The organism is Isoptericola sp. NPDC019571 (assembly GCF_044389385.1).
Classification (GTDB): domain Bacteria; phylum Actinomycetota; class Actinomycetes; order Actinomycetales; family Cellulomonadaceae; genus Isoptericola; species Isoptericola nanjingensis.
The window spans coordinates 138706-158360 of the sequence record NZ_JBIRXZ010000011.1 but is presented as its reverse complement, the minus strand read 5'-3'; the positions used below and the strand labels follow the sequence as shown (position 1 = coordinate 158360).

The window sequence follows — 19655 nt, the reverse complement described above, 5'->3', positions numbered from 1 at the left end:
TGGATCCTGCGCCGCCTGCCGCGCCGGAGACGCCGCGTGCTCGACGTCGGCTGCGGCGGTTCTTCCGCTACACGCTCGAGTGGACCTCCCCGGCCTCCTGTCCCTCCGTCTCCGACCGCGCCTGCCGCGCGGTCGACAGCCACTCCACCAACCCGCACACGGCCTCGGTGCAGCTGCCGCAGCCGGTGGTGGCGCGCGTGGCGCGGGCGACGTCGTCCTGCGTCGTCGCGCCGTCGGCCACGCAGGCCGCGATGTCGTGCTTGGTGACGCCGTTGCAGCGGCAGACGGTGGCGTCGTCGGGCATGTGCTCGGGGCTGGACGCCGGCTCGGCAGCCGGCATGACGGGCGTGAGCAGCAGGAACGCCGGGTCGGCGGGCACGGGGGTGCGGCGGGTGTAGGCGGCGGTGAGGTCGGCGGCCACGCGAGGGTCGCCCACGCACGTCGCGCCGACCAGGACGCCGCCCGCCACCACGGCCTCGACGAAGCGCCCCGCGGCCGGATCGCCGAGGCGCACGGCCCGCTCCCCCGGTTCCGGGACGCGCCCGGAACCGCAGCGACCCATCGCGACCACGCTCAGCGGCCCTGCCTTGACCTTGACGACGTCGGTCCCGCGGGCATCGACGCCGCCCGCCCGCGCCCCCGGCGCGCGCGAGGACAGCAGGGTGCCCAGGCGCACCGCCATCGACGGCCCCGCGCCGTCGCCCGGCAGCCGCAGGTGCTCGCGCGGGCCCTCGACCCGCGCCGCCGGGCGCGGGCGTGCCGCGAGCGCCACGAGGTGCTCGGCGAGCCTCCGCGCCTGGTCCCAGCCCTCCGCGACGAGGCCGCGTGACCCCTCCGGCGGCTGCGCACAGTCGCCGACGGCGAAGACCCGGGGGTCGGTCACGCTCGCCAGGTCCGGGCCCACGACGACGCCCCGCTCGACGGCGAGCCCGGACCGTCGGGCCAGCGCCGTCTCCGGCGCGGTGCCGCACGCGAGGACGACCAGGCCCGCGCCGAGCGTCTCCCCCGGCTCGGTCGTCGCGCCGTCGAGCCGCACCCCGACGGCCCGGCCGCCGACGACGAGCACCTCCTGCGGCCGCACCCCCGTGCGCACGGCCACGCCCGCCGCCTCCAGGCTCGCGCGCAGCACGGCGCCCGCCTGGTCGTCGAGCTGCCGGTCCATCGGCGCCCCCGCGCCGTGCACGAGCGTCGTGGGCAGGCCGCGCCCGGCCAGCCCGAGCGCCAGCTCCACGCCCAGCACCCCGCCGCCGACGACCACCGCGCGCGGGGCGTTCACGGTGGCGGCGACCACCTCGCGGGCGTCGTCGAGCGTGCGCAGCGCGTGCACCCCGGCGGGCAGGGCCGTGGCGTCCGTGCCGAGGCCGGGCACGTCGGGCAGGCGCGCGGCGGCGCCGGTGGCGAGGACCAGGTGGTCGTAGGGGTGGCGGGTCCCCTCGTCGGTGAGGACCGCGCGGGCGTCCCGGTCGACGGCCGTCACCGCCGTGCCCCGCAGCACGCGGGTGCGGCCGTCGTCGACCGTGGGCATGCCGATCGCCGCGACGTCCGTGCGCCCGGCGACCACGTCGGACAGCAGCACCCGGTTGTACGGCTCGTAGGGCTCGGCCCCGAGCACGGTGACGTCGAGCGCGCCGTCGCCGTCGCGCCGGGACAGCTCGTCCGCCAGGCGCGCGCCCACCATGCCGTGACCGATCACGACCACGCGGTGCGGCACGCGCAGCCCCTGCTGCGGGTCGTGACTCATGCGAGGACCTCCAGGGTCTCGACGTGCTCGGCCGTCGCGGCCGGAGCGGGGACGGCCGGCGTCACCGACACCGCGCAGACCTTGAACTCCGGCATCGCGGAGACCGGGTCGACGGCGTCGGTGGTGAGGCGGTTGACGCTGCCCGCGCCGCTCCAGTGGAAGGGCATGAAGACGGTGTCCGGGCGGACGGCGTCGGTCCAGCGGGCCGTCGCCTCGACGACGCCGCGGGCCGAGGCCAGCCGCGCCCGGCCGCCGTCCGGCACGCCGACCCGCAGCCCGAGCAGGGGGTGCAGCTCGACGTACGGCTCGGGGACCAGCCGCTCCAGCTCGGGCACCCGGTGCGTCTGCGCGCCGGACTGGTAGTGCTGCAGCACCCGCCCCGTGACGAGGTACGTCGGCGCGTCGGGGCGCACGTCGTCGGACGGGCCGGCGTGGTCCACCGCGACCATCCGCGCCCGGCCGTCCGGCGTCGCGAACCGGTCGAGGAACACGCGCGGCGTCCCGGGGTGCTGCCCCGTCGAGTTGTCAGAGGGAGCGGCGGGGCAGGGCCAGTACAGCCCCGGGCCGCCGGCGGCCTCGTGCGCGTCGAGCCGGTCGTGGCTGAGCCCGGAGTAGTCGGCGACGCCACCCGCCGACGCGCGCGCCAGCTCGTCGAACACGACGGCGGGGTCGGTCGGGAACGCGACGTCGGAGCCCAGGCGTCGGGCCAGCTCCGCGAGGATCCACAGCTCGGACCGGGCCTCCCCCGGCGGGTCGGTGGCCCGCCGCCGGCGGATCACGCGTCCCTCGAGGTTCGTCATCGTGCCCTCCTCCTCCGCCCACTGGGTGGTGGGCAGCACGACGTCGGCGAGCAGCGCGGTCTCGGACGGCACGACGTCGCACACCACGAGCAGGTCGAGGGCGGCGAGCCCTTCGCGCACCCGGTCGGAGTTCGGCGCCGACACGACGACGTTCGAGCCGTGCACCAGCAGCGCGCGCGGCCCGCCGGGGGCGCCGAGCGAGGTGAGCAGCTCGACGGCGGGGACGCCCGGCCCGGGCAGCGACCCCGGGTCCACGCCCCACACGCCCGCGACGTGCGCGCGGGCGGCCGGGTCGTCGATCTTGCGGTAGCCGGGCAGCTGGTCGCACTTCTGCCCGTGCTCGCGCCCGCCCTGCCCGTTGCCCTGCCCGGTGAGGCAGCCGTACCCCGACCCCGCCCGGCCCACGAGCCCGAGCGCGAGGGCCAGGTCGATCGCCGCCGTCACGGTGGCCGTGCCCTGCGCCGACTGCTCGACGCCGCGCCCGGTGAGCACGTACGCCCCGCGCCCCCCGCGCGACGGCGACGCCGCGGCCAGCAGGCGGGCCACCCGGCGCAGCTCCTCGGCGGGGACGCCGCACACCGTCTCCGCGCGCTCCGGCCACCAGGCCGCGGCCGACCCCGCGACGTCGTCGAACCCCGCGGTGCGCTCCGCCACGTACTCCCGGTCCACGAGGCGCTCGGCCACCAGCACGTGCAGCAGCGCCAGCAGCACCACGAGGTCCGTGCCCGGGACAGGCTGCAGGTGCACGCCCTCGCCCGGCCCGGCGAGCCGCGCCGTGGCGGACCGTCGCGGGTCGACGACGACGAGCCCGCCCGCGGCGCGCGCGCCGGCGAGGTGCTGCACGAACGGCGGCATCGTCTCGGCCACGTTGGAGCCCAGCAGCAGGATCGCGCCGGCCCCGGCCAGGTCGGTCACCGGGAACGGCAGCCCGCGGTCCAGGCCGAACGCCCGGTTGCCCGCCGCGGCCGCGGACGACATGCAGAACCGGCCGTTGTAGTCGATGAACGGCGTGCGCAGCACGGTGCGGGCGAACTTGCCGAGGGCGTACGCCTTCTCGTTCGTCAGCCCACCGCCGCCGAACACCGCCACGGCCTGCGGCCCGTGCTCGGCGGCCAGCACCGCGAGCCGCCCGGCGACGAGGTCGAGGGCGGCGTCCCACGACGCGGGGGCGAGCGCGCCGTCGGCCCCGCGGACCAGCGGAGTCGTGAGCCGGTCGCTCGCGCGCAGCACCGTCGCGCTGGTCCACCCCTTCTGGCAGAGCCCGCCGCCGTTCGTGGGGAACTGCCGCGGCGTCACCGTCACGGGCAGCGTCGCCCGACCCTCCGCCGCGGGCCCGGGGGCGCCGGCGGGCGCGAGCTCCATGCCGCACTGCAGGGCGCAGTACGGGCAGTGGGTGGCGACCGCGGCCCCCGACGGCGTCATACGCGCGCCGCCCGCATCGCGGTGCCGCGCCGCGCGTACACCGCCCAGGTGACGACGGCCATCACCGCGTACGCCCCCACGAACACCCACAGCGCGGCGACGAGCGAGCCCGTCATCGACGTCGACATCGCGAACCCCCGCGGGATGAGGAACCCGCCGAAGGCGCCGACGGCGCCCGCGATGCCGATGCAGCCGGCGGCGGCCTTCGCCGTCGCCGCCAGGTCGCGGCCGGCGCCCGCCACCCGGAAGGCGGCCGGGATCATCCGGTAGACCGACCCGTTGCCCACGCCCGTGGCCACGAAGAGCACGAGGAACGAGGCGAAGAAGAGGCCGAAGCTGTGGCTGCCGAGCGCGGAGATCGCGCCGAGCGCCCCGGCGATCATCATGGCGTAGCAGCACACCGTCACGACGGCGCCGCCCACACGGTCGGCCAGGATGCCGCCCAGGGGGCGGGTGACCGACCCCACGAGCGCGCCGAGGAACGCCAGGGACAGCGACACCTCGGGGAACTGCCCCGCGAGCAGCGTCGGGAACGCGCCGGAGAAGCCGATGAACGACCCGAACGTGCCGATGTAGAGGAACGAGATGATCCAGGTGTGCGGCTCCTTCACCGCGACGACGAACGTGCGCGGGTCGGCCTTCGCGGCCGACAGGTTGTCCATGAACCGCCAGGCGAGGATCACGGCCAGCACCACGAACGGGACGAACATCAGCCCGGCCCGCTGAAGCGCGACCCCGGCGCCCGCGGTGATGACCAGCGGCACCGCGAGCTGCACGGCCGCGGTGCCGATGTTCCCGCCCGCCGCGTTCCAGCCGAGGGCCGCACCCTTCTCCTTCTCCGGGAAGAAGAAGGAGATGTTCGCCATCGAGGAGGCGAAGTTGCCGCCGCCGAACCCGGCGAGCGCGGCCACGGCGAGCATGACGCCGAACGAGGTGTCCGGGCGCTGGACGACGAACGCCATGGTCAGGGTCGGGATCAGCAGCAGCCCCGCCGACACCATCGTCCAGTTGCGCCCGCCGAAGACCGGCACCGCGAGGGTGTACGGGATACGGAGCGTAGCGCCCACGAGCGACGGCACCGCGATGAGCCAGAACATCTGGTCGGTCGAGAAGGCGAAGCCGGCGGCCGGGAGCTGCGGCACGACGATCGACCAGAGCGCCCACACGCAGAACCCGAGGAACTCGGCGAACACCGAGATCACGAGGTTGCGCCGCGCGACGCGGCGGCCGCCGCCCGCCCAGAACGCCGGGTTCTCCGGCTCCCACCGGTCGATCCAGCGGCCGGGGCGGTCGATCGCCCCCGGACGCGCGTCGGGTCGGGCCGGCGTTGTCACGGTGGTCGGTGCGGCCATCGCGTGTCCTCCTGTGCGCGGGCCCGACGACGCCGGGCGGTGGTCTGGAACCACCGGCGCGTCGTCGGGCCGGTAGGTCCGACGCTAGGAAGGCGGTGTTTCGACGCCCGGCGTCGGGCCGTGAAATGCGCGTGAGCACGAACGCACAGACTCTGGGGCAGCCCTGTGAGGTCCCGGCGTGCCCGGTCGTCCGCGGAGCAGCGGACGGAACCCGGCTCCGACGCCGCCGACGGGCGCTCCCGCCGGCTCCCCCGCCCGACATGCGCTGTCGCAGGTCCGGGCCCATGATGCGAAGCAGTGACTCTACGGTTCCCCAGCCCCAGGAGTGCGCATGTCGACCACCCGCCCGCCCGTCACCGCTGACCTCGGGGCGGCGCCGCCGACCGGGGCCGCCGACGCCCTGCTGCGGCTCGGCAAGCACCTGCGCAAGGGGGACGTGTCGGAGGACCTGCGCCAGCTGTTCCTCAAGGGCGGGCGCGAGGGTGACGTCTTCTACCGGGACCGGTGGTCGCACGACAAGGTGGTGCGCTCGACGCACGGCGTGAACTGCACGGGCTCGTGCTCGTGGAAGGTGTACGTCAAGGACGGCATCATCACGTGGGAGACGCAGCAGACCGACTACCCGTCGGTGGGCCCGGACTCCCCCGAGTACGAGCCGCGCGGGTGCCCCCGCGGCGCCGCGTTCTCCTGGTACACCTACTCGCCCACGCGGGTGCGCTACCCCTACGTGCGCGGCGTCCTGCTGCGGGCGTACCGCGAGGCGAAGGCCGCGGTCGGAGGGGACCCGGTGCTCGCGTGGGAGCGGCTGACGTCCGACCCGGAGACGGCGCGGGCGTACAAGAGCGCGCGCGGCAAGGGCGGCCTCGTGCGGGCTACGTGGGACGAGGCGGCGGAGATCGTCGCGGCGGCGCACGTGCACACGATCAAGGCGCACGGGCCGGACCGCGTCGCGGGCTTCTCCCCCATCCCGGCGATGTCGATGGTGTCGCACGGCGTCGGCGCGCGGTTCGTGCAGATGCTGGGCGGCACGATGCTGTCGTTCTACGACTGGTACGCGGACCTGCCGGTCGCCTCCCCGCAGGTGTTCGGCGACCAGACGGACGTGCCGGAGTCCGCGGACTGGTGGAACTCGTCCTACCTCATGATGTGGGGCTCCAACATCCCGGTGACCCGCACCCCGGACGCGCACTTCATGGCCGAGGCGCGCTACCGCGGCACCAAGGTCGTGTCGGTCTCCCCCGACTACGCGGACAACACGAAGTTCGCCGACCAGTGGCTGGCGCCGCAGCCGGGCACCGACGGGGCCCTGGCGATGGCGATGGGGCACGTGATCCTGCGGGAGTTCCTCGTCGAGAAGCGCACCGCGCCGTTCGTCGACTACCTCAAGAGGTACGCGGACGCCCCGTTCCTCGTGCGGCTGGACGAGCGGGCCACGGAGTCGGGCGGCACCGCGTACGTGCCGGGCAAGTTCCTCACCGCCGCGGACGTCGACGACGCCGTCCTGCCGGGCGCGTCGACCGCGGCGAACCCGAGCTTCCGGACGCTGCTGCTGGGCGCCGACGGCGCCGTCGTCGCGCCGAACGGCACCCTCGCCGACCGGTACGGCGAGGCGGGCGAGGGGCGGTGGAACCTCGACCTGGGCGACGTCGACCCGCTGCTGTCGGTGGCCGACGGCGCGGCGTCCGGCGAGCGGGGCACCGCGGCGGTGCTGCTGCCCCGGTTCGACGTCGTCCCCGACGGTGACGACGGCGGTGCGGGAGACGGCGCGCAGCAGGCGCACCTCGGCGGCAAGGGCGTGCTGACGCGCGGCGTGCCGACCCGGCGCGTGGGCGGGCACCTGGTGACGACCGTGTTCGACCTGCTGCTGGCGCAGTACGGCGTCGAGCGGGCGGACCTCGACCTGCCGGGCGAGTGGCCCACCGGCTACGACGACGCGACCGCCCCGGGCACCCCGGCCTGGCAGGAGGAGATCACCGGCGTCCGGGCGGCGGACGCCGCGCAGATCGGCCGCGAGTTCGCGCAGAACGCCGAGGACTCGGGCGGCCGCTCGATGATCATCATGGGCGCGGGCGCGAACCACTGGTTCCACTCGGACACGATCTACCGCGCCTTCCTCACGCTCACCACGATCACCGGCTGCCAGGGCGTCAACGGCGGCGGCTGGGCGCACTACGTGGGCCAGGAGAAGTGCCGCCCGATCACCGGCTGGGCGCAGTACGCGGGCGGCCTGGACTGGGTGCGCCCGCCGCGCCAGATGATCGGCACGGGCTGGTTCTACCTGGCCACGGACCAGTGGCGCTACGACGGGATGCCGGCCGACGCGCTCGCCTCGCCCCTCGCGCCCGGGGTCCTGGCGGGCCGCACGACGGCGGACTCCCTGGTGGAGTCCGCGCAGCGCGGCTGGATGCCGAGCTACCCGACGTTCGACCGCAACCCCCTGGACCTCGTGGACGAGGCGCGCGCGGCGGGCAAGGAGCCGGAGCAGCACGTCGTGGACGAGCTGAAGAAGGGGACGCTCAAGTTCGCCTGCGAGGACCCCGACGACCCGGCGAACTTCCCCCGGGTCCTGACGATCTGGCGGGCCAACATCCTCGGCTCCTCCGGCAAGGGCAACGAGTACTTCCTCAAGCACCTGCTCGGCACGGACGCCTCCGTGCTGGCCGACGAGGCCCCGGAGGGCCGCCGTCCGGCGTCGATGACGTGGCGCGACGAGGCGCCGCGCGGCAAGCTCGACCTGCTGGTCACGATGGACTTCCGCATGACGAGCACCACGCTGTTCTCCGACGTCGTGCTCCCCGCGGCCACCTGGTACGAGAAGCACGACCTGTCGAGCACGGACATGCACCCGTTCGTGCACTCGTTCAACCCGGCGATCAACCCGCCGTGGCAGACCAAGACCGACTTCGACACGTTCCACACGCTGGCGGGGCTGGTCTCGCAGATGTCGGTGGAGCACCTGGGCGTGCGCGAGGACCTGGTCGCGACGCCCCTGCTGCACGACTCCCCCGACGAGCTCGCGGTGCCGCACGGCACGCTCACGGACGCGGGCGCACCGGTCACGGAGCGCGAGCTGGTCCCGGGCGTGACGATGCCGCGGCTGCAGGTGGTGCAGCGCGACTACCCGGCGTTCGCCGCGCGCATGGCCGCGCTCGGGCCGCTCACCGACTCCAAGGGCATGGCCACCAAGGGCGTCGCGTTCATGCCGGACGAGGAGGTGCGCAGGCTCGGGCAGGTCAACGGCCTGGTCACGTCCGGCCCCGCGGCCGGTCGGCCGCGCCTGGACCGCGACACCCACGCCTGCGAGACGATCCTGGCCCTGTCCGGCACCACGAACGGGCGCCTCGCGGTGCAGGGGTTCGAGCACCTGGAGAAGCGCACCGGCCAGCGGCTGGCGGACCTGGCGGCCGACGACCAGGCCAAGCGCGTGACCTTCCCGGACGTGCAGTCGCGCCCGACGACGGTGATCACCTCCCCCGAGTGGTCCGGGTCGGAGCACGGCGGGCGCCGGTACACGGCGTTCGCGGTGAACGTCGAGCGGCTCAAGCCGTGGCACACGCTCACCGGGCGCCAGCACTTCTACCTCGACCACGACTGGATGATCGAGCTGGGCGAGCAGCTGCCGGTGTACCGGCCGCCGCTCGACCTGCACCGCCTGTTCGGCGACTCCCCCACGCCCGGCGCGTTCGACGACGGGGGCGCCGACGGCAGCGGCACCGGCCATGCCGCCGTCGCGGTGCGCTACCTGACGCCGCACTCGAAGTGGTCCATCCACTCGGAGTACCAGGACAACCTGTTCATGCTGTCGCTGTCGCGCGGCGGCCCCAACGTCTGGATGAGCCCCGCGGACGCCGCGAAGATCGGCGTGGCGGACAACGAGTGGATCGAGGCGGTGAACCGCAACGGCGTCGTCGTCGCGCGCGCCGTCGTCTCCCACCGCATGCCCGAGGGCACGGTCTACATGCACCACGCCACGGACCGCACGGTGGACGTGCCCCTCGCCGAGACGTCCGGCCGTCGCGGCGGCATCCACAACTCCCTGACCCGGATCCTGCTCAAACCCACGCACCTCGCGGGCGGCTACGGGCAGCTCACCTACGCGTTCAACTACCTCGGCCCCACGGGCAACCAACGGGACGAGGTCACGGTCATCCGGCGTCGCAGCCAGGAGGTGCGGTACCAGTGAAGGTCATGGCGCAGATGTCGATGGTGATGAACCTCGACAAGTGCATCGGGTGCCACACCTGCTCGGTGACGTGCAAGCAGGCGTGGACGAACCGCACCGGCACCGAGTACGTGTGGTTCAACAACGTCGAGACCCGCCCGGGTCTCGGCTACCCCCGCACCTACGAGGACCAGGAGACCTGGCAGGGCGGCTGGGTGCGCACCAAGCGCGGCAAGCTCAAGCTCCGCGCCGGCGGGCGGGCCAAGAAGCTCGCCTCGATCTTCGCCAACCCGAAGCTGCCCTCCATCCACGACTACTACGAGCCGTGGACGTACGAGTACGACATGCTGCTCAGCGCCCCGCAGGGCGAGCACACCCCGGTCGCGAAGCCGAAGTCGCTGCTCACCGGCGAGGACATGTCGATCCAGTGGTCGGCGAACTGGGACGACGACCTCGGCGGGTCCACCGCGACGATGCAGGACGACCCGATCCTCAAGCACATGAGCGAGCACGTCGCCGAGGAGCTCGAGCAGACGTTCATGTTCTACCTGCCGCGCATCTGCGAGCACTGCCTCAACCCGTCCTGCGTCGCCTCCTGCCCGTCGGGCGCGATGTACAAGCGGGTCGAGGACGGCATCGTGCTCGTCGACCAGGACCAGTGCCGCGGCTGGCGCATGTGCGTCACCGGCTGCCCGTACAAGAAGGTCTACTTCAACCACAAGACCGGCAAGGCCGAGAAGTGCACGCTGTGCTACCCGCGCCTCGAGGTCGGGCTGCCCACCGTGTGCTCCGAGACCTGCGTCGGCCGCCTGCGCTACCTCGGCCTCGTCCTCTACGACGCGGACAAGGTCGGCGCGGCCGCCGCCATCGAGGACGAGCACGACCTGCTCGCCGCACAGCGCGAGGTGTTCCTGGACCCGCACGACCCCGAGGTCATGGCCGCCGCCCGCCGCGAGGGCATCCCCGACGACTGGATCGAGGCCGCGCAGCGCTCCCCGATCTGGAAGCTCATCTCGGAGTACGAGGTCGCGCTCCCCCTGCACCCGGAGTACCGGACGCTGCCGATGGTCTGGTACATCCCGCCGCTGTCCCCCGTGGTCGACGTCGTCGCCAGCTCCGGCAACGACGGCGAGGACGGGCGCACACTGTTCGCCGCCATCTCGCAGCTGCGCATCCCGCTGGAGTACCTCGCCGGCCTGTTCACCGCCGGCGACACCGGCCCCGTCGAGCGGGTGCTGCGCCGGCTCGCGGCCATGCGGTCAGGGATGCGGGAGGTGAACCTCGGGCGCGAGTTCCCGGAGGAGAACGCCGAGGCCGTCGGCATGACCGGCGACCAGGTCCAGGAGATGTACCGCCTGCTGGCCATCGCCAAGTACGAGGAGCGGTACGTCATCCCCACCGCGCACACCGAGGTGGCGCGCGAGCTGGAGGAGATGGCCTGCTCGCTCGACTTCGAGGGCGGCCCGGGCATGGGCGGCGCGGGCCCGTTCGGCTCGTCGTCCGGCCAGCCCACCCCCGTCGCGGTGGAGAACTTCCACGCGCTCTCCGCCCGGCAGACGGCGGACTCCCCCTACGGGCCGTCCACCCCCGGGCGCGTCAACCTGCTCAACTGGGACGGCAACGGCCGGCCGACGGGCCTGTTCCCGCCGGGCGAGGACGGCGCGGGCGAGGAGGGGCGGTCGTGAGCCTCGCGTTCCTGCCCCGCCCGGGCGTGCGCGCCAAGCGCCTCGACCCGCTCGCGCCGGTGCCGCTGGGCGACGGGGACCGCGCCGTCGCGCACATGGCCGCGTCGGTGCTGCTCGCCTACCCGGACGACGCGACGCTCGAGGCGGCGCCCACGGTGCGCGACGCCGTCGCCGGCCTGCCCGACCCGGTCCGGGACCGCCTCTCCGGGCTCGCCACGACGCTGCTCGACGGCGACCCCGACGCGCTGCAGGCCCGGTACGTCGCGACGTTCGACCTCAAGCGCCGCTGCGCCATGTACCTGTCGTACTACGCGGCAGGCGACACCCGGAAGCGCGGCGCCGCCCTCGTGCGGTTCGTCGAGGCGTACCGCGCCGCCGGGTTCGAGACCACCGGCGACGAGCTGCCCGACTACCTGCCCACCGTCCTGGAGCTGTCCGCCCGCGGCGGGCCCGACGGCGCCCGGATCGCCGGCGCGCTGCTCACGGCCCACCGGGACGGCATCGAGGTGCTGCGCTCGGCGCTCGCCGCGCAGCGCTCGCCCTGGACGGCGGCGGTCGAGGCCGTGAGCCTCACCCTCCCACCCGTCGACGCGGCCACCGCCGAGCGCGTCGCCGACCTCGTGGCGGCCGGCCCGCCCGCGGAGCTGGTGGGGCTGAGCGGGTACGGGGACGCCGGGTACGGGAACGACGGGAAGGACCTGCCATGGGCCTGACGGACGCCTCCGCCGACAAGATCATCCTCTGGGTCGTGCTGCCCTATGTGACCTTCGCCGTCCTGGTCGTGGGGTCGATCTGGCGGTACCGGTACGACAAGTTCGGCTGGACCACGCGCTCCAGCGAGCTCTACGAGAAGCGCCTGCTGCGCTGGGGCTCGCCCCTGTTCCACTTCGGGCTGCTGTTCGTCGTGCTCGGGCACTTCCTCGGGCTCGTGATCCCGAACACCTGGACCGAGGCCGTCGGGGTCAGCGAGGGGTTCTACCACTTCATCGCGACGTCGATGGGGTCCATCGCCGCACTCGTGGCGGTCGCCGGCCTGCTGATCCTCGTCTACCGGCGCCGCTCCACCGGCCCGGTCTTCCTCGCGACCACGCGCATGGACAAGACCATGTACGTGTTCCTCGCCGCGTCCCTGCTGTCGGGGGCCTGGGCCACCGTCCAGACGCAGATCCTCGCGGGCGGGCACGGGTACGACTACCGGGAGACGATCTCGCCCTGGTTCCGGTCGCTCTGGTACCTCCAGCCGCAGCCCGCGCTCATGGAGGGCGTGCCCGCGGCGTTCCAGGTGCACATCGTCGCGGCGATGCTCCTGTTCGCGCTGTGGCCCTTCACACGGCTGGTGCACGCGTTCTCCGCCCCCGTGCAGTACCCGTTCCGGCCCTACGTGGTCTACCGCTCCCGGGAGGCGTCCGTGACGTCGCGGGCGCCGCGGCCCGGGTGGGACCCCACGACGACGCCGCCCCGCTGATCCCGACCGTCCGTCACGACCGTCCGTCACGACTGGAGGAACCATGACCTCGGCAGCCACCCCGGGACCGGCCGACGCGCCGGCCGCCCCGGCCGTGCAGGGCAACGTCACCCAGCTCACCCTCGCGACGATCGGCTTCGCGATCTGCTTCTGGGCGTGGGCGCTGCTCGGACCGCTCGGCAACAGCTACGGGCAGATGTACGACCTGTCCGACTTCGAGGTCTCCGTGCTGGTGGCCGTCCCCGTGATCGTGGGGTCCCTCGGGCGCATCCCGATCGGCGCGCTCACCGACCGCTTCGGCGCCAAGGTGATGTTCCCGCTGTGCGCCGCGCTGACGATCATCCCCGTGCTGTTCATCGGGTTCGTCGCGAACAGCCTGGTGTGGCTGCTGATCGGCGGGTTCTTCCTCGGCCTGGGCGGGACGACGTTCGCCATCGGCGTCCCGTTCGTGAACAACTGGTACCCGCCGGCCCGCCGCGGCACCGCGATCGGCATCTTCGGCGCCGGCATGGGCGGCACGGCCATCGCGTCGTTCTCGACCGTGCCGATCCGGGACGCGTGGGGCGACGGCGCCCCGTTCATCATCGTGGCGGTGTTCCTGGCGGTCTTCGCCCTCGCCTCGCGTGCCCTGCTGCAGGACTCCCCGGCCTGGTCGCCCGGCGCCGGCGGCGGCATGTGGGCGCGCACCTGGGCGACCCTGAAGATCCCCGCCACGCTGCAGCTGTCCTGGCTGTACGCGATCGGGTTCGGCGGCTTCGTCGCGTTCTCCGTCTACCTGCCGACCTTCCTGCAGAACGCGTACGACCTGAGCGCCGGCGACGCGTCGTTCCGCACCGCCGGCTTCGTCGTGCTCGCGGTGATCTGCCGGCCGATCGGCGGCACCCTGTCGGACAAGGTGGGCGGCGTCGCGGTGAACCTGGTGTGCTATGCGGTCGTGACCGTCGGGGCCGCCGTGATCATCTTCCAGCCCGGCCTGATCCCCGTGGCGACGATCGCGTTCCTCGCGATGGCGGCGGCGCTCGGCGGATCCTCGGGCGCGACCTTCGCCCTCGTGGCGAAGATGGCCCCGCCCGGGACGGTGGGCGCCGTGACCGGCGTCGTCGGCGCAGCGGGCGGCCTCGGCGGCTTCATCCCGCCGCTGATCATGGGCGCCGTCTACGGCGCGCGGGGCGACTACGGCATCGGGTTCGGCCTGCTCGCGCTGACGGCGCTGCTCACCCTGCTGTTCACGCTCGGCCCGGTGCGCAAGCGCGTGCGGGCGAACGCCGGATGACGGCGCGCCCCGCCGTCTCACCCCCGGGCGCGGTCGGTCGTGAGGCGCGCGCCGCAAGGGCGACACGTCGTCGGCCTAGCGTGGCCCCATGAGCACCTCGCGCAGCCTCGCGGAGCATGCCGCCGCCGTGCTGGCGCGGGTCGGGCCGCTGCCCGTCCAGGACGTCGGTCTGGACGCCCTCGCCGTCGAGGGCCCGGGCCGCGTGCTCGGAGGCGACGTGCGCGCCGTCGCGCTCGTGCCGCCGTTCGACGCCGCGGCGATGGACGGCTACGCGGTGCGCCTCGCCGACCTCCCCACCGACGGCTCCCCCGTGACCCTGCCCGTCGTCGGCGACCTCCGCCCCGGCTCGCCCCCCGACCGTGGTGAGCGCGACGGGGGCGCGGTGCGGATCATGACCGGAGCGCCGGTGCCCGTCTGGGCCGACGCTGTCGTGCCGGTGGAGCGCACGTCGACGGGCCGGTTCGTCGCGGGCGGCCCGACGACGGAGCGCGAGGTCACGCTCGCCCGGCAGCCCCGGGCCCACCTGCGGCACCGGGGCGAGGACGTGCGGCCCGGCGACGTGCTCGGCCGGGCGGGCGACGCCGTCACCCCGGCGCTGGTCGCCGTCGCGGCCTCGGGCGGGCTGACCGCGCTGCCGGTGCGCCGTCGGCCGTGCGTGGCCGTGCTGTCGACGGGGTCGGAGCTGGTGCCGGCCGAGGGTGGCGGCATCGCCGGCGACGGGCTGATCCCCGACTCCAACTCGCTGCTGCTGACGGCGCTCGCGCGCGCCGCGGGCGCCGACGTCGTGCGCGTCGGCGCCGTCCCCGACGACGCCGACGCCCTCCGCGCCGCGCTCGATCATGTCGTGGGCGCGGCCGTCGACCTGGTCGTCACGACCGGCGGGGTGTCGGCGGGGGCGTCGGACGTCGTGCGGGCGGTGCTGGCCGACGACGACGCGCGGCTCGCGGACGTGGACGTCGCCGCCGTGGCGCTGCGGCCCGGGCGGCCGCAGGCGCTCGCGCGCTGGCGGGGCGTGCCGTGGGTGGCGCTGCCCGGCAACCCGGTGAGCGCGTTCGTGTCGTTCGCGCTGTTCGTACGCCCGGCGGTCGCCGTCCTTGCGGGCCGCGAGCCCCCGCGACCGGTGCGGCGCCCCGCCGCCGAGGCGTGGCCGAGCCCGCCGGGACGCACCCACGTCGTGCCGGTGCGGACGTTGCCGTCGGGCGCCGTCGCGCGGGCCACCGCGCCGGGCGCCGGCCACCGCCCGGGCGGCCACGCGACGTCGACGCTGCTCGGCGCCGACGCGCTCGCCCTCGTCCCGCCGGACGTCGAGAAGGTCGAGGCCGGTGACGGGCTCGACGTGCTGCCGCTCGACCTGCCGTTCGGCGCCGGGGGCTGACGTGGCCCCCGACAGGACGACGCCCGTCCGGCACGACGCCGTGATCCTCGCCGGCGGTCGCGCCACGCGCCTCGGCGGCGTGCCCAAGCCGACCGTGGTGCTCGACGGCGCCACGCTGCTCGACCGCGCCCTCGTCGCGGCCCGCGACGCCGCTCGCACCGTGGTCGTCGGCCCCGACCCCGTCCTGCCGCCCGGCCGCGACGTGCTCGTCACCCGCGAGGACCCGCCGTTCGGGGGCCCCGTCGCCGGCCTCGACGCCGGGCTGCGGACCCTGGACGCGGTGTCGGTGGCGGCGCCGGGCCGTGCCGCGCCGCCGTGGGTGCTCGTGCTCGCCGTCGACGTGCCCCGCGCGGGCGACGCCGTGCCGCTGCTGCGCGCCGCCGTCGACCCGCCCGCCGGCGACCTCGACGGCGCGTACCTGGTCCGCGAGGGCCACGCGCAGTGGCTGGTGGGCCTGTACCGGCGCGACGCGCTGCGCCGCGCACTCGACGTCGTCGCCGGGCCGGGGATACCCGGCGGGCTCGTCGGGGTGCCGGTGCGCCGCCTCGTCGCGGAGCTGTCGTGCGCGGAGGTGCCCGACCGCGACGCCGTGAGCGCGGACGTCGACACCTGGGACGACCTGCGACGGCTTACGGTAGGACTCCACGAAGGAAGCCACGCAGGAAGCCACGCGGGAAGCCACACGGTCGTGGCGGCCCGCGCCGGCACGGAGCCCGCGACGCACCGACCGCCGACCGACCGCCCGGGAGGACACCGATGACCGACCAGACGCCCCCCGCCACCCCCCGCGGCGCGGAGCCCGGCTCCAGCGTGCTGGACCGGTGGGTGGACGCCCTCGAGGCGGAGCTCGGGCTGCCGCCGCACAGCGTGGACGTCGGCGCGGTGCTCGACCTCGCGCGCGACGCCGCGCACCAGGTGGCGCGGCCCGCCGCGCCCGTCACCGCGTACGCGGTCGGGTACGCGGAGGGGCTGGCCGCGGCGCGCGGCGAGTCGTCCGACGCCCTCGACCGCGCGACGTCGTCGGCGCTCTCCTGGCAGGACCCGGGCCCCGGCTCCCCGGCCGCCGGCGCCGCGTCCGGGGCGGGGAGCTGATCGGATGACGACCGTCTCCCTCGGGATGCCGCGCCTGCCCGGCGCGGGCGTGCCCGACGTGCGGCTGCCCGCGGACCGGCCGGCCACCGGCGGGCTCGTCGACACGTTCGGCCGGGTCGCGACCGACCTGCGCGTCTCGCTCACCGACCGCTGCAACCTGCGCTGCACGTACTGCATGCCGGCCGAGGGGCTGCCGACCCTGCCGAAGGACTCGGTGATGACGCGCGAGGAGATCGTGCGGCTCGTCGGGATCGCGACGCGCGACCTGGGCGTGCGTCAGGTGCGGTTCACCGGCGGCGAGCCGCTGCTGCGCCGCGACCTGGTCGACATCGTGCGCGAGTGCGCCGCGCTGCCGCACCGGCCCGAGCTGAGCCTCACGACCAACGCCGTCGGCCTCGACTCCCGCGCCGCCGCGCTGCGCGAGGCCGGGCTGGACCGCGTCAACGTCTCCCTCGACACCCTCGACCCCGACACGTTCGCCACGCTCGCCCGGCGCCCGTTCCTCGAGCGCACGCTCGCGGGGATCGACGCCGCGGCGCGGCAGTTCGACCTCGTGAAGATCAACGCGGTCCTGGTGCGCGGCGTCAACCTCGACCACGCGGCCGAGCTGCTCGCCTGGTGCCTGGAGCGTGGCTTCGAGCTGCGGTTCATCGAGCAGATGCCGCTGGACGCCGACCACGCGTGGGACCGCGCCGCGATGGTCACCGCGGCCGAGGTGCGCGAGCAGCTCGGCACCCGGTTCGCGCTCGAGCCCGACGAGGAGCCGCGCGACGGCGCCCCGGCGGAGCGGTTCGTCGTGCGGGGCGCGCGCGGCGACCGCCTGGGCCGGGTGGGCATCATCGCGTCGGTCACGGAGCCGTTCTGCGACGACTGCCGACGCACCCGCCTCACCGCGGAGGGCGGCGTGCGCGACTGCCTGTTCGCGCACACCGAGACGGACCTGCTCGGGCCGCTGCGCGCGGGCGCCGACGACGCCGTGCTGGCCGACCTGTGGCGCGCCGCCATGTGGGCCAAGCAGGCCGGGCACGGCATGAGCGACACCGGCTCCGGCACCGACCTGGACAGCTCGGGGTTCACGCAGCCGGAGCGCACCATGAGCGCCATCGGAGGATGACACGAATGACTCAGGAGACGACGGTGCCGGGCCGGTCGACGGACGCGACGCCGGCCCTCGAGCAGACGGTGGCGCTGCGCTACTTCGCCGCCGCACGTGCCGCGCTCGGCCGCTCGGAGGAGACGCTCGCCGTCCCGCCGGGCGCGACCGTCGCCGACGTCGTCGCCCGCCTGGCCGCCGCATCACCCGCGGCCGGGCCCGTGCTCGCCCGCTGCAGCGTGCTGGTCGACGGCCGCCGGGCCGCGCCGTCCGACGTCGTGCCGACCGGCGCGAGCCTCGACCTGCTGCCGCCGTTCGCGGGCGGCTGACCCCGGGTTCGGATCGAGCCGTCAGCCCTCGCGGTGGGCGCGGATGGCGGCCGCGGCCTGCGGCAGCACGTCGGTGAGGTCGCCGACGACGGCGAAGTCGCAGATCTCGAAGATCGGCGCCTCCGGGTCGGAGTTCACCGCCACGATCACCTGCGCCGCCTGCATCCCTCCGCGGTGGTGCGGGGCGCCGGAGATCCCCGCCCCCACGTAGAGGCGCGGTGCGATGGTGACGCCGGTCTGGCCGATGTAGCGGTCGAACCAGCCCTCGAAGACGGCGTCGCGCGACGCACCGATCGCGGCGCCGACGGCGTCGGCGAACTCCTCGACCGGGCCGAAGTCGCCACCGGTTCCGCGCCCGCCGGCGACGACGACCGCCGCCTCCTCGAGGGTCGGCCGACCCGGGGCGCGCTCCTTGACCTCGCGGGACGTGACGACGACGCCGGCGGTGCCGGCAGGCGCGACCGGCAGCGCGTCGACCTCGGTCGCGACCGCCGCCTCGGCGGGCTCGGGCACGACGGCGTTCGCGCGCACCGTGAGCACTGCGACGCCGGCGGTGACCACGCAGCGGGTGTCCCAGGCGCCGGCGAAGACGCGCTTGCCGGCCACGATCCGGCCGTCGGCGTCCTCCCCCACGGCGGCGGCGTCGATGACCAGCCCGGCGCCGAGCGCGTGGGCGGCCAGGGCGGCGGCCTCCTTCGCGGCGAACGTGGCGGGTGCCAGGACGACGTCGGCGTCGGTGCGACGCACGGCCGCGGCGAGCGTCGCGGCCACGACGGAGGGCAGGTGGCGGGCGCCGTCGCCCCCGGCGGCGGCGAGCGCGTCGGTGGGCACCTCGGCCTGGTGCACCGTCTCGACGCCGTACGCGCCGAGCTGGGCGAGCGCCTCGACGGTCGGCGCCTCCAGTGTCACGGCCTCGACGCGGCCGAGCCGGCGCGCGATGGTGAGCAGCTCGAGCGCGCCGGAGCGCACCTCGGTGGCGGGGTCCAGGAGGACGAGGACGGTGCGGTTGCGGGTGGGCTCAGACATCTCGCGTCCTCTCAGACCAGCTCGTTGCGGATGAGGTACTCGGCCAGCGCGGTGCCGCCCTCGCCCTTGTCGACGACCAGCTCGACCTCGGGACGGGCGGGGCGCGGGGCGGCGGAGACCGCCTCGGTGCGCGCCCCGGCGGTGCCGACGGCGGCGGGGTCGAGGCCGAGGTCGGCGGCCGACCACGCCTCGATCTGCTTGGTGCGGGCCGCCATGATCAGCTTGAAGTTCGGCATGCGCGGCGTGTTCGCGGTGTCCGCGACGGACAGGACGGCCGGCAGGGGCGCGGCGAGCGTCTCGGTGGCCTCGTCGGTCTCGCGCGTGACGGTCAGGGTGCCGTCCGCGACGTCCACCTTCTTCGCCAGCGTGAGCGCCGGGCGGCCGAGCTCGGCCGCGACGAGCGCCGGGACCACGGAGCCCAGGCCGTCGAGCGCGGCCATGCCGGTGATCACGAGGTCGACGGGAGCGCCGTCGGCCTCCAGCCTCCGCACCCCGGCCGCGAGCGCCGCGGCGGTGCCGAAGTAGTCCGAGCCGGCCAGGGCGTCGTCCGTGACGCGGACCGCGCGGTCCACGCCCATCTGGAACGACTTGCGCAGCGCCACGTCGCCGTCGGCGGGGGCGACCGTGAGGGCGACGACCTCGCTCGCCGCGCGCTCGTCCTCGGGCAGGGCGTCGAGGATCCGCAGCGCCGCCTCGAGGGCGTTCTCGTCCAGCTCGTTGAGGGTGCCGACGCCCGGGTCGCGGTCCACGCGACAGTCCACGAAACGTCGGTCCGCGTTGATGTCCGGCACGTACTTCACGGCGACGACGATGCGCACGGGCGCGACCTCCAGCTCACGG

General features: G+C 75.2%; 15 protein-coding genes. 10 read left to right on the top strand and 5 right to left on the bottom strand.

Features of this window, described 5'->3' with window-relative positions; translation table 11 throughout:
• Positions 1-67 precede the first annotated feature (67 nt).
• The 3 genes from ACH443_RS18215 to ACH443_RS18205 are packed head-to-tail and all read right to left on the bottom strand — an operon-like array spanning position 68 to position 5315.
• Positions 68-1741, bottom strand: coding sequence for an FAD-dependent oxidoreductase (locus ACH443_RS18215; RefSeq protein WP_430591100.1), 1674 nt, complete (start codon positions 1739-1741; stop codon positions 68-70).
• Entirely contained in the window at positions 1738-3963 is a 2226-nt protein-coding gene (locus ACH443_RS18210) for a molybdopterin oxidoreductase family protein (protein ID WP_430591099.1), read from the bottom strand. The genes ACH443_RS18215 and ACH443_RS18210 overlap by 4 nt, the downstream gene beginning before the upstream one ends.
• Positions 3960-5315 carry an MFS transporter gene (locus ACH443_RS18205; RefSeq protein WP_430591098.1) on the bottom strand — a complete coding sequence of 452 codons (1356 nt, stop codon included), beginning with the start codon at positions 5313-5315 and terminating at the stop codon, positions 3960-3962. The genes ACH443_RS18210 and ACH443_RS18205 overlap by 4 nt, the downstream gene beginning before the upstream one ends.
• 331 nt (positions 5316-5646) lie before the next feature.
• Between ACH443_RS18205 and ACH443_RS18200 the strand changes: the two genes are divergently transcribed.
• The 10 genes from ACH443_RS18200 (at position 5647) to ACH443_RS18155 (ending at position 17789) form a co-directional block, all read left to right on the top strand.
• Positions 5647-9498, top strand: a complete 3852-nt coding sequence (locus tag ACH443_RS18200; RefSeq protein WP_430591097.1) for a nitrate reductase subunit alpha — start codon at positions 5647-5649, stop codon at positions 9496-9498.
• Positions 9495-11162, top strand: coding sequence for a nitrate reductase subunit beta (gene narH, locus ACH443_RS18195; RefSeq protein ID WP_429766910.1), 1668 nt, complete (start codon positions 9495-9497; stop codon positions 11160-11162). The genes ACH443_RS18200 and narH overlap by 4 nt, the downstream gene beginning before the upstream one ends.
• Positions 11159-11875, top strand: a complete 717-nt coding sequence (gene narJ, locus ACH443_RS18190) for a nitrate reductase molybdenum cofactor assembly chaperone (protein ID WP_429766912.1) — start codon at positions 11159-11161, stop codon at positions 11873-11875. The genes narH and narJ overlap by 4 nt, the downstream gene beginning before the upstream one ends.
• Positions 11866-12627 (top strand): respiratory nitrate reductase subunit gamma, encoded by a 762-nt coding sequence (gene narI, locus ACH443_RS18185; RefSeq protein WP_429766914.1) that lies wholly within the window; start codon positions 11866-11868, stop codon positions 12625-12627. Before narJ ends, narI begins: the two co-directional genes overlap by 10 nt.
• A 43-nt stretch (positions 12628-12670) precedes the next feature.
• Complete coding sequence (locus ACH443_RS18180) at positions 12671-13900, top strand: nitrate/nitrite transporter (protein WP_430591096.1); 1230 nt, start codon at positions 12671-12673, stop codon at positions 13898-13900.
• A gap of 88 nt (positions 13901-13988) precedes the next feature.
• Positions 13989-15275: a gephyrin-like molybdotransferase Glp gene (glp, locus tag ACH443_RS18175; protein WP_430591095.1), complete on the top strand. Its 1287-nt coding sequence runs from the start codon at positions 13989-13991 to the stop codon at positions 15273-15275.
• Position 15276: 1 nt separating this feature from the next.
• On the top strand, positions 15277-16035 hold the full coding sequence (locus ACH443_RS18170; protein ID WP_430591094.1) for a molybdenum cofactor guanylyltransferase: 759 nt from the start codon (positions 15277-15279) through the stop codon (positions 16033-16035).
• Complete coding sequence (locus ACH443_RS18165; protein ID WP_430591093.1) at positions 16032-16367, top strand: DUF6457 domain-containing protein; 336 nt, start codon at positions 16032-16034, stop codon at positions 16365-16367. Before ACH443_RS18170 ends, ACH443_RS18165 begins: the two co-directional genes overlap by 4 nt.
• A 4-nt stretch (positions 16368-16371) precedes the next feature.
• Positions 16372-17481 (top strand): GTP 3',8-cyclase MoaA, encoded by a 1110-nt coding sequence (gene moaA / locus ACH443_RS18160; protein WP_429766924.1) that lies wholly within the window; start codon positions 16372-16374, stop codon positions 17479-17481.
• Between the two features lie 5 nt (positions 17482-17486).
• Positions 17487-17789, top strand: a complete 303-nt coding sequence (locus ACH443_RS18155) for a MoaD/ThiS family protein (RefSeq protein WP_430591092.1) — start codon at positions 17487-17489, stop codon at positions 17787-17789.
• Between the two features lie 21 nt (positions 17790-17810).
• Here the strand turns inward: ACH443_RS18155 and ACH443_RS18150 are convergent, their stop codons facing one another.
• Entirely contained in the window at positions 17811-18815 is a 1005-nt protein-coding gene (locus ACH443_RS18150; protein WP_430591091.1) for an electron transfer flavoprotein subunit alpha/FixB family protein, read from the bottom strand.
• Between the two features lie 11 nt (positions 18816-18826).
• Positions 18827-19633, bottom strand: a complete 807-nt coding sequence (locus ACH443_RS18145; RefSeq protein ID WP_429766929.1) for an electron transfer flavoprotein subunit beta/FixA family protein — start codon at positions 19631-19633, stop codon at positions 18827-18829.
• Between the last annotated feature and the right edge of the window lie 22 nt (positions 19634-19655).

Coding starts and splice junctions, on each gene's coding strand:
- moaA (WP_429766924.1), top strand. CDS start 16,372: ATGACGACCGTCTCCCTCGGGATGCCGCGCCTGCCCGGCGCGGGCGTG.
- ACH443_RS18205 (WP_430591098.1), bottom strand. CDS start 5,315: ATGGCCGCACCGACCACCGTGACAACGCCGGCCCGACCCGACGCGCGT.
- ACH443_RS18155 (WP_430591092.1), top strand. CDS start 17,487: ATGACTCAGGAGACGACGGTGCCGGGCCGGTCGACGGACGCGACGCCG.
- narI (WP_429766914.1), top strand. CDS start 11,866: ATGGGCCTGACGGACGCCTCCGCCGACAAGATCATCCTCTGGGTCGTG.
- glp (WP_430591095.1), top strand. CDS start 13,989: ATGAGCACCTCGCGCAGCCTCGCGGAGCATGCCGCCGCCGTGCTGGCG.
- ACH443_RS18150 (WP_430591091.1), bottom strand. CDS start 18,815: ATGTCTGAGCCCACCCGCAACCGCACCGTCCTCGTCCTCCTGGACCCC.
- ACH443_RS18200 (WP_430591097.1), top strand. CDS start 5,647: ATGTCGACCACCCGCCCGCCCGTCACCGCTGACCTCGGGGCGGCGCCG.
- ACH443_RS18215 (WP_430591100.1), bottom strand. CDS start 1,741: ATGAGTCACGACCCGCAGCAGGGGCTGCGCGTGCCGCACCGCGTGGTC.
- ACH443_RS18210 (WP_430591099.1), bottom strand. CDS start 3,963: ATGACGCCGTCGGGGGCCGCGGTCGCCACCCACTGCCCGTACTGCGCC.
- ACH443_RS18165 (WP_430591093.1), top strand. CDS start 16,032: ATGACCGACCAGACGCCCCCCGCCACCCCCCGCGGCGCGGAGCCCGGC.
- ACH443_RS18180 (WP_430591096.1), top strand. CDS start 12,671: ATGACCTCGGCAGCCACCCCGGGACCGGCCGACGCGCCGGCCGCCCCG.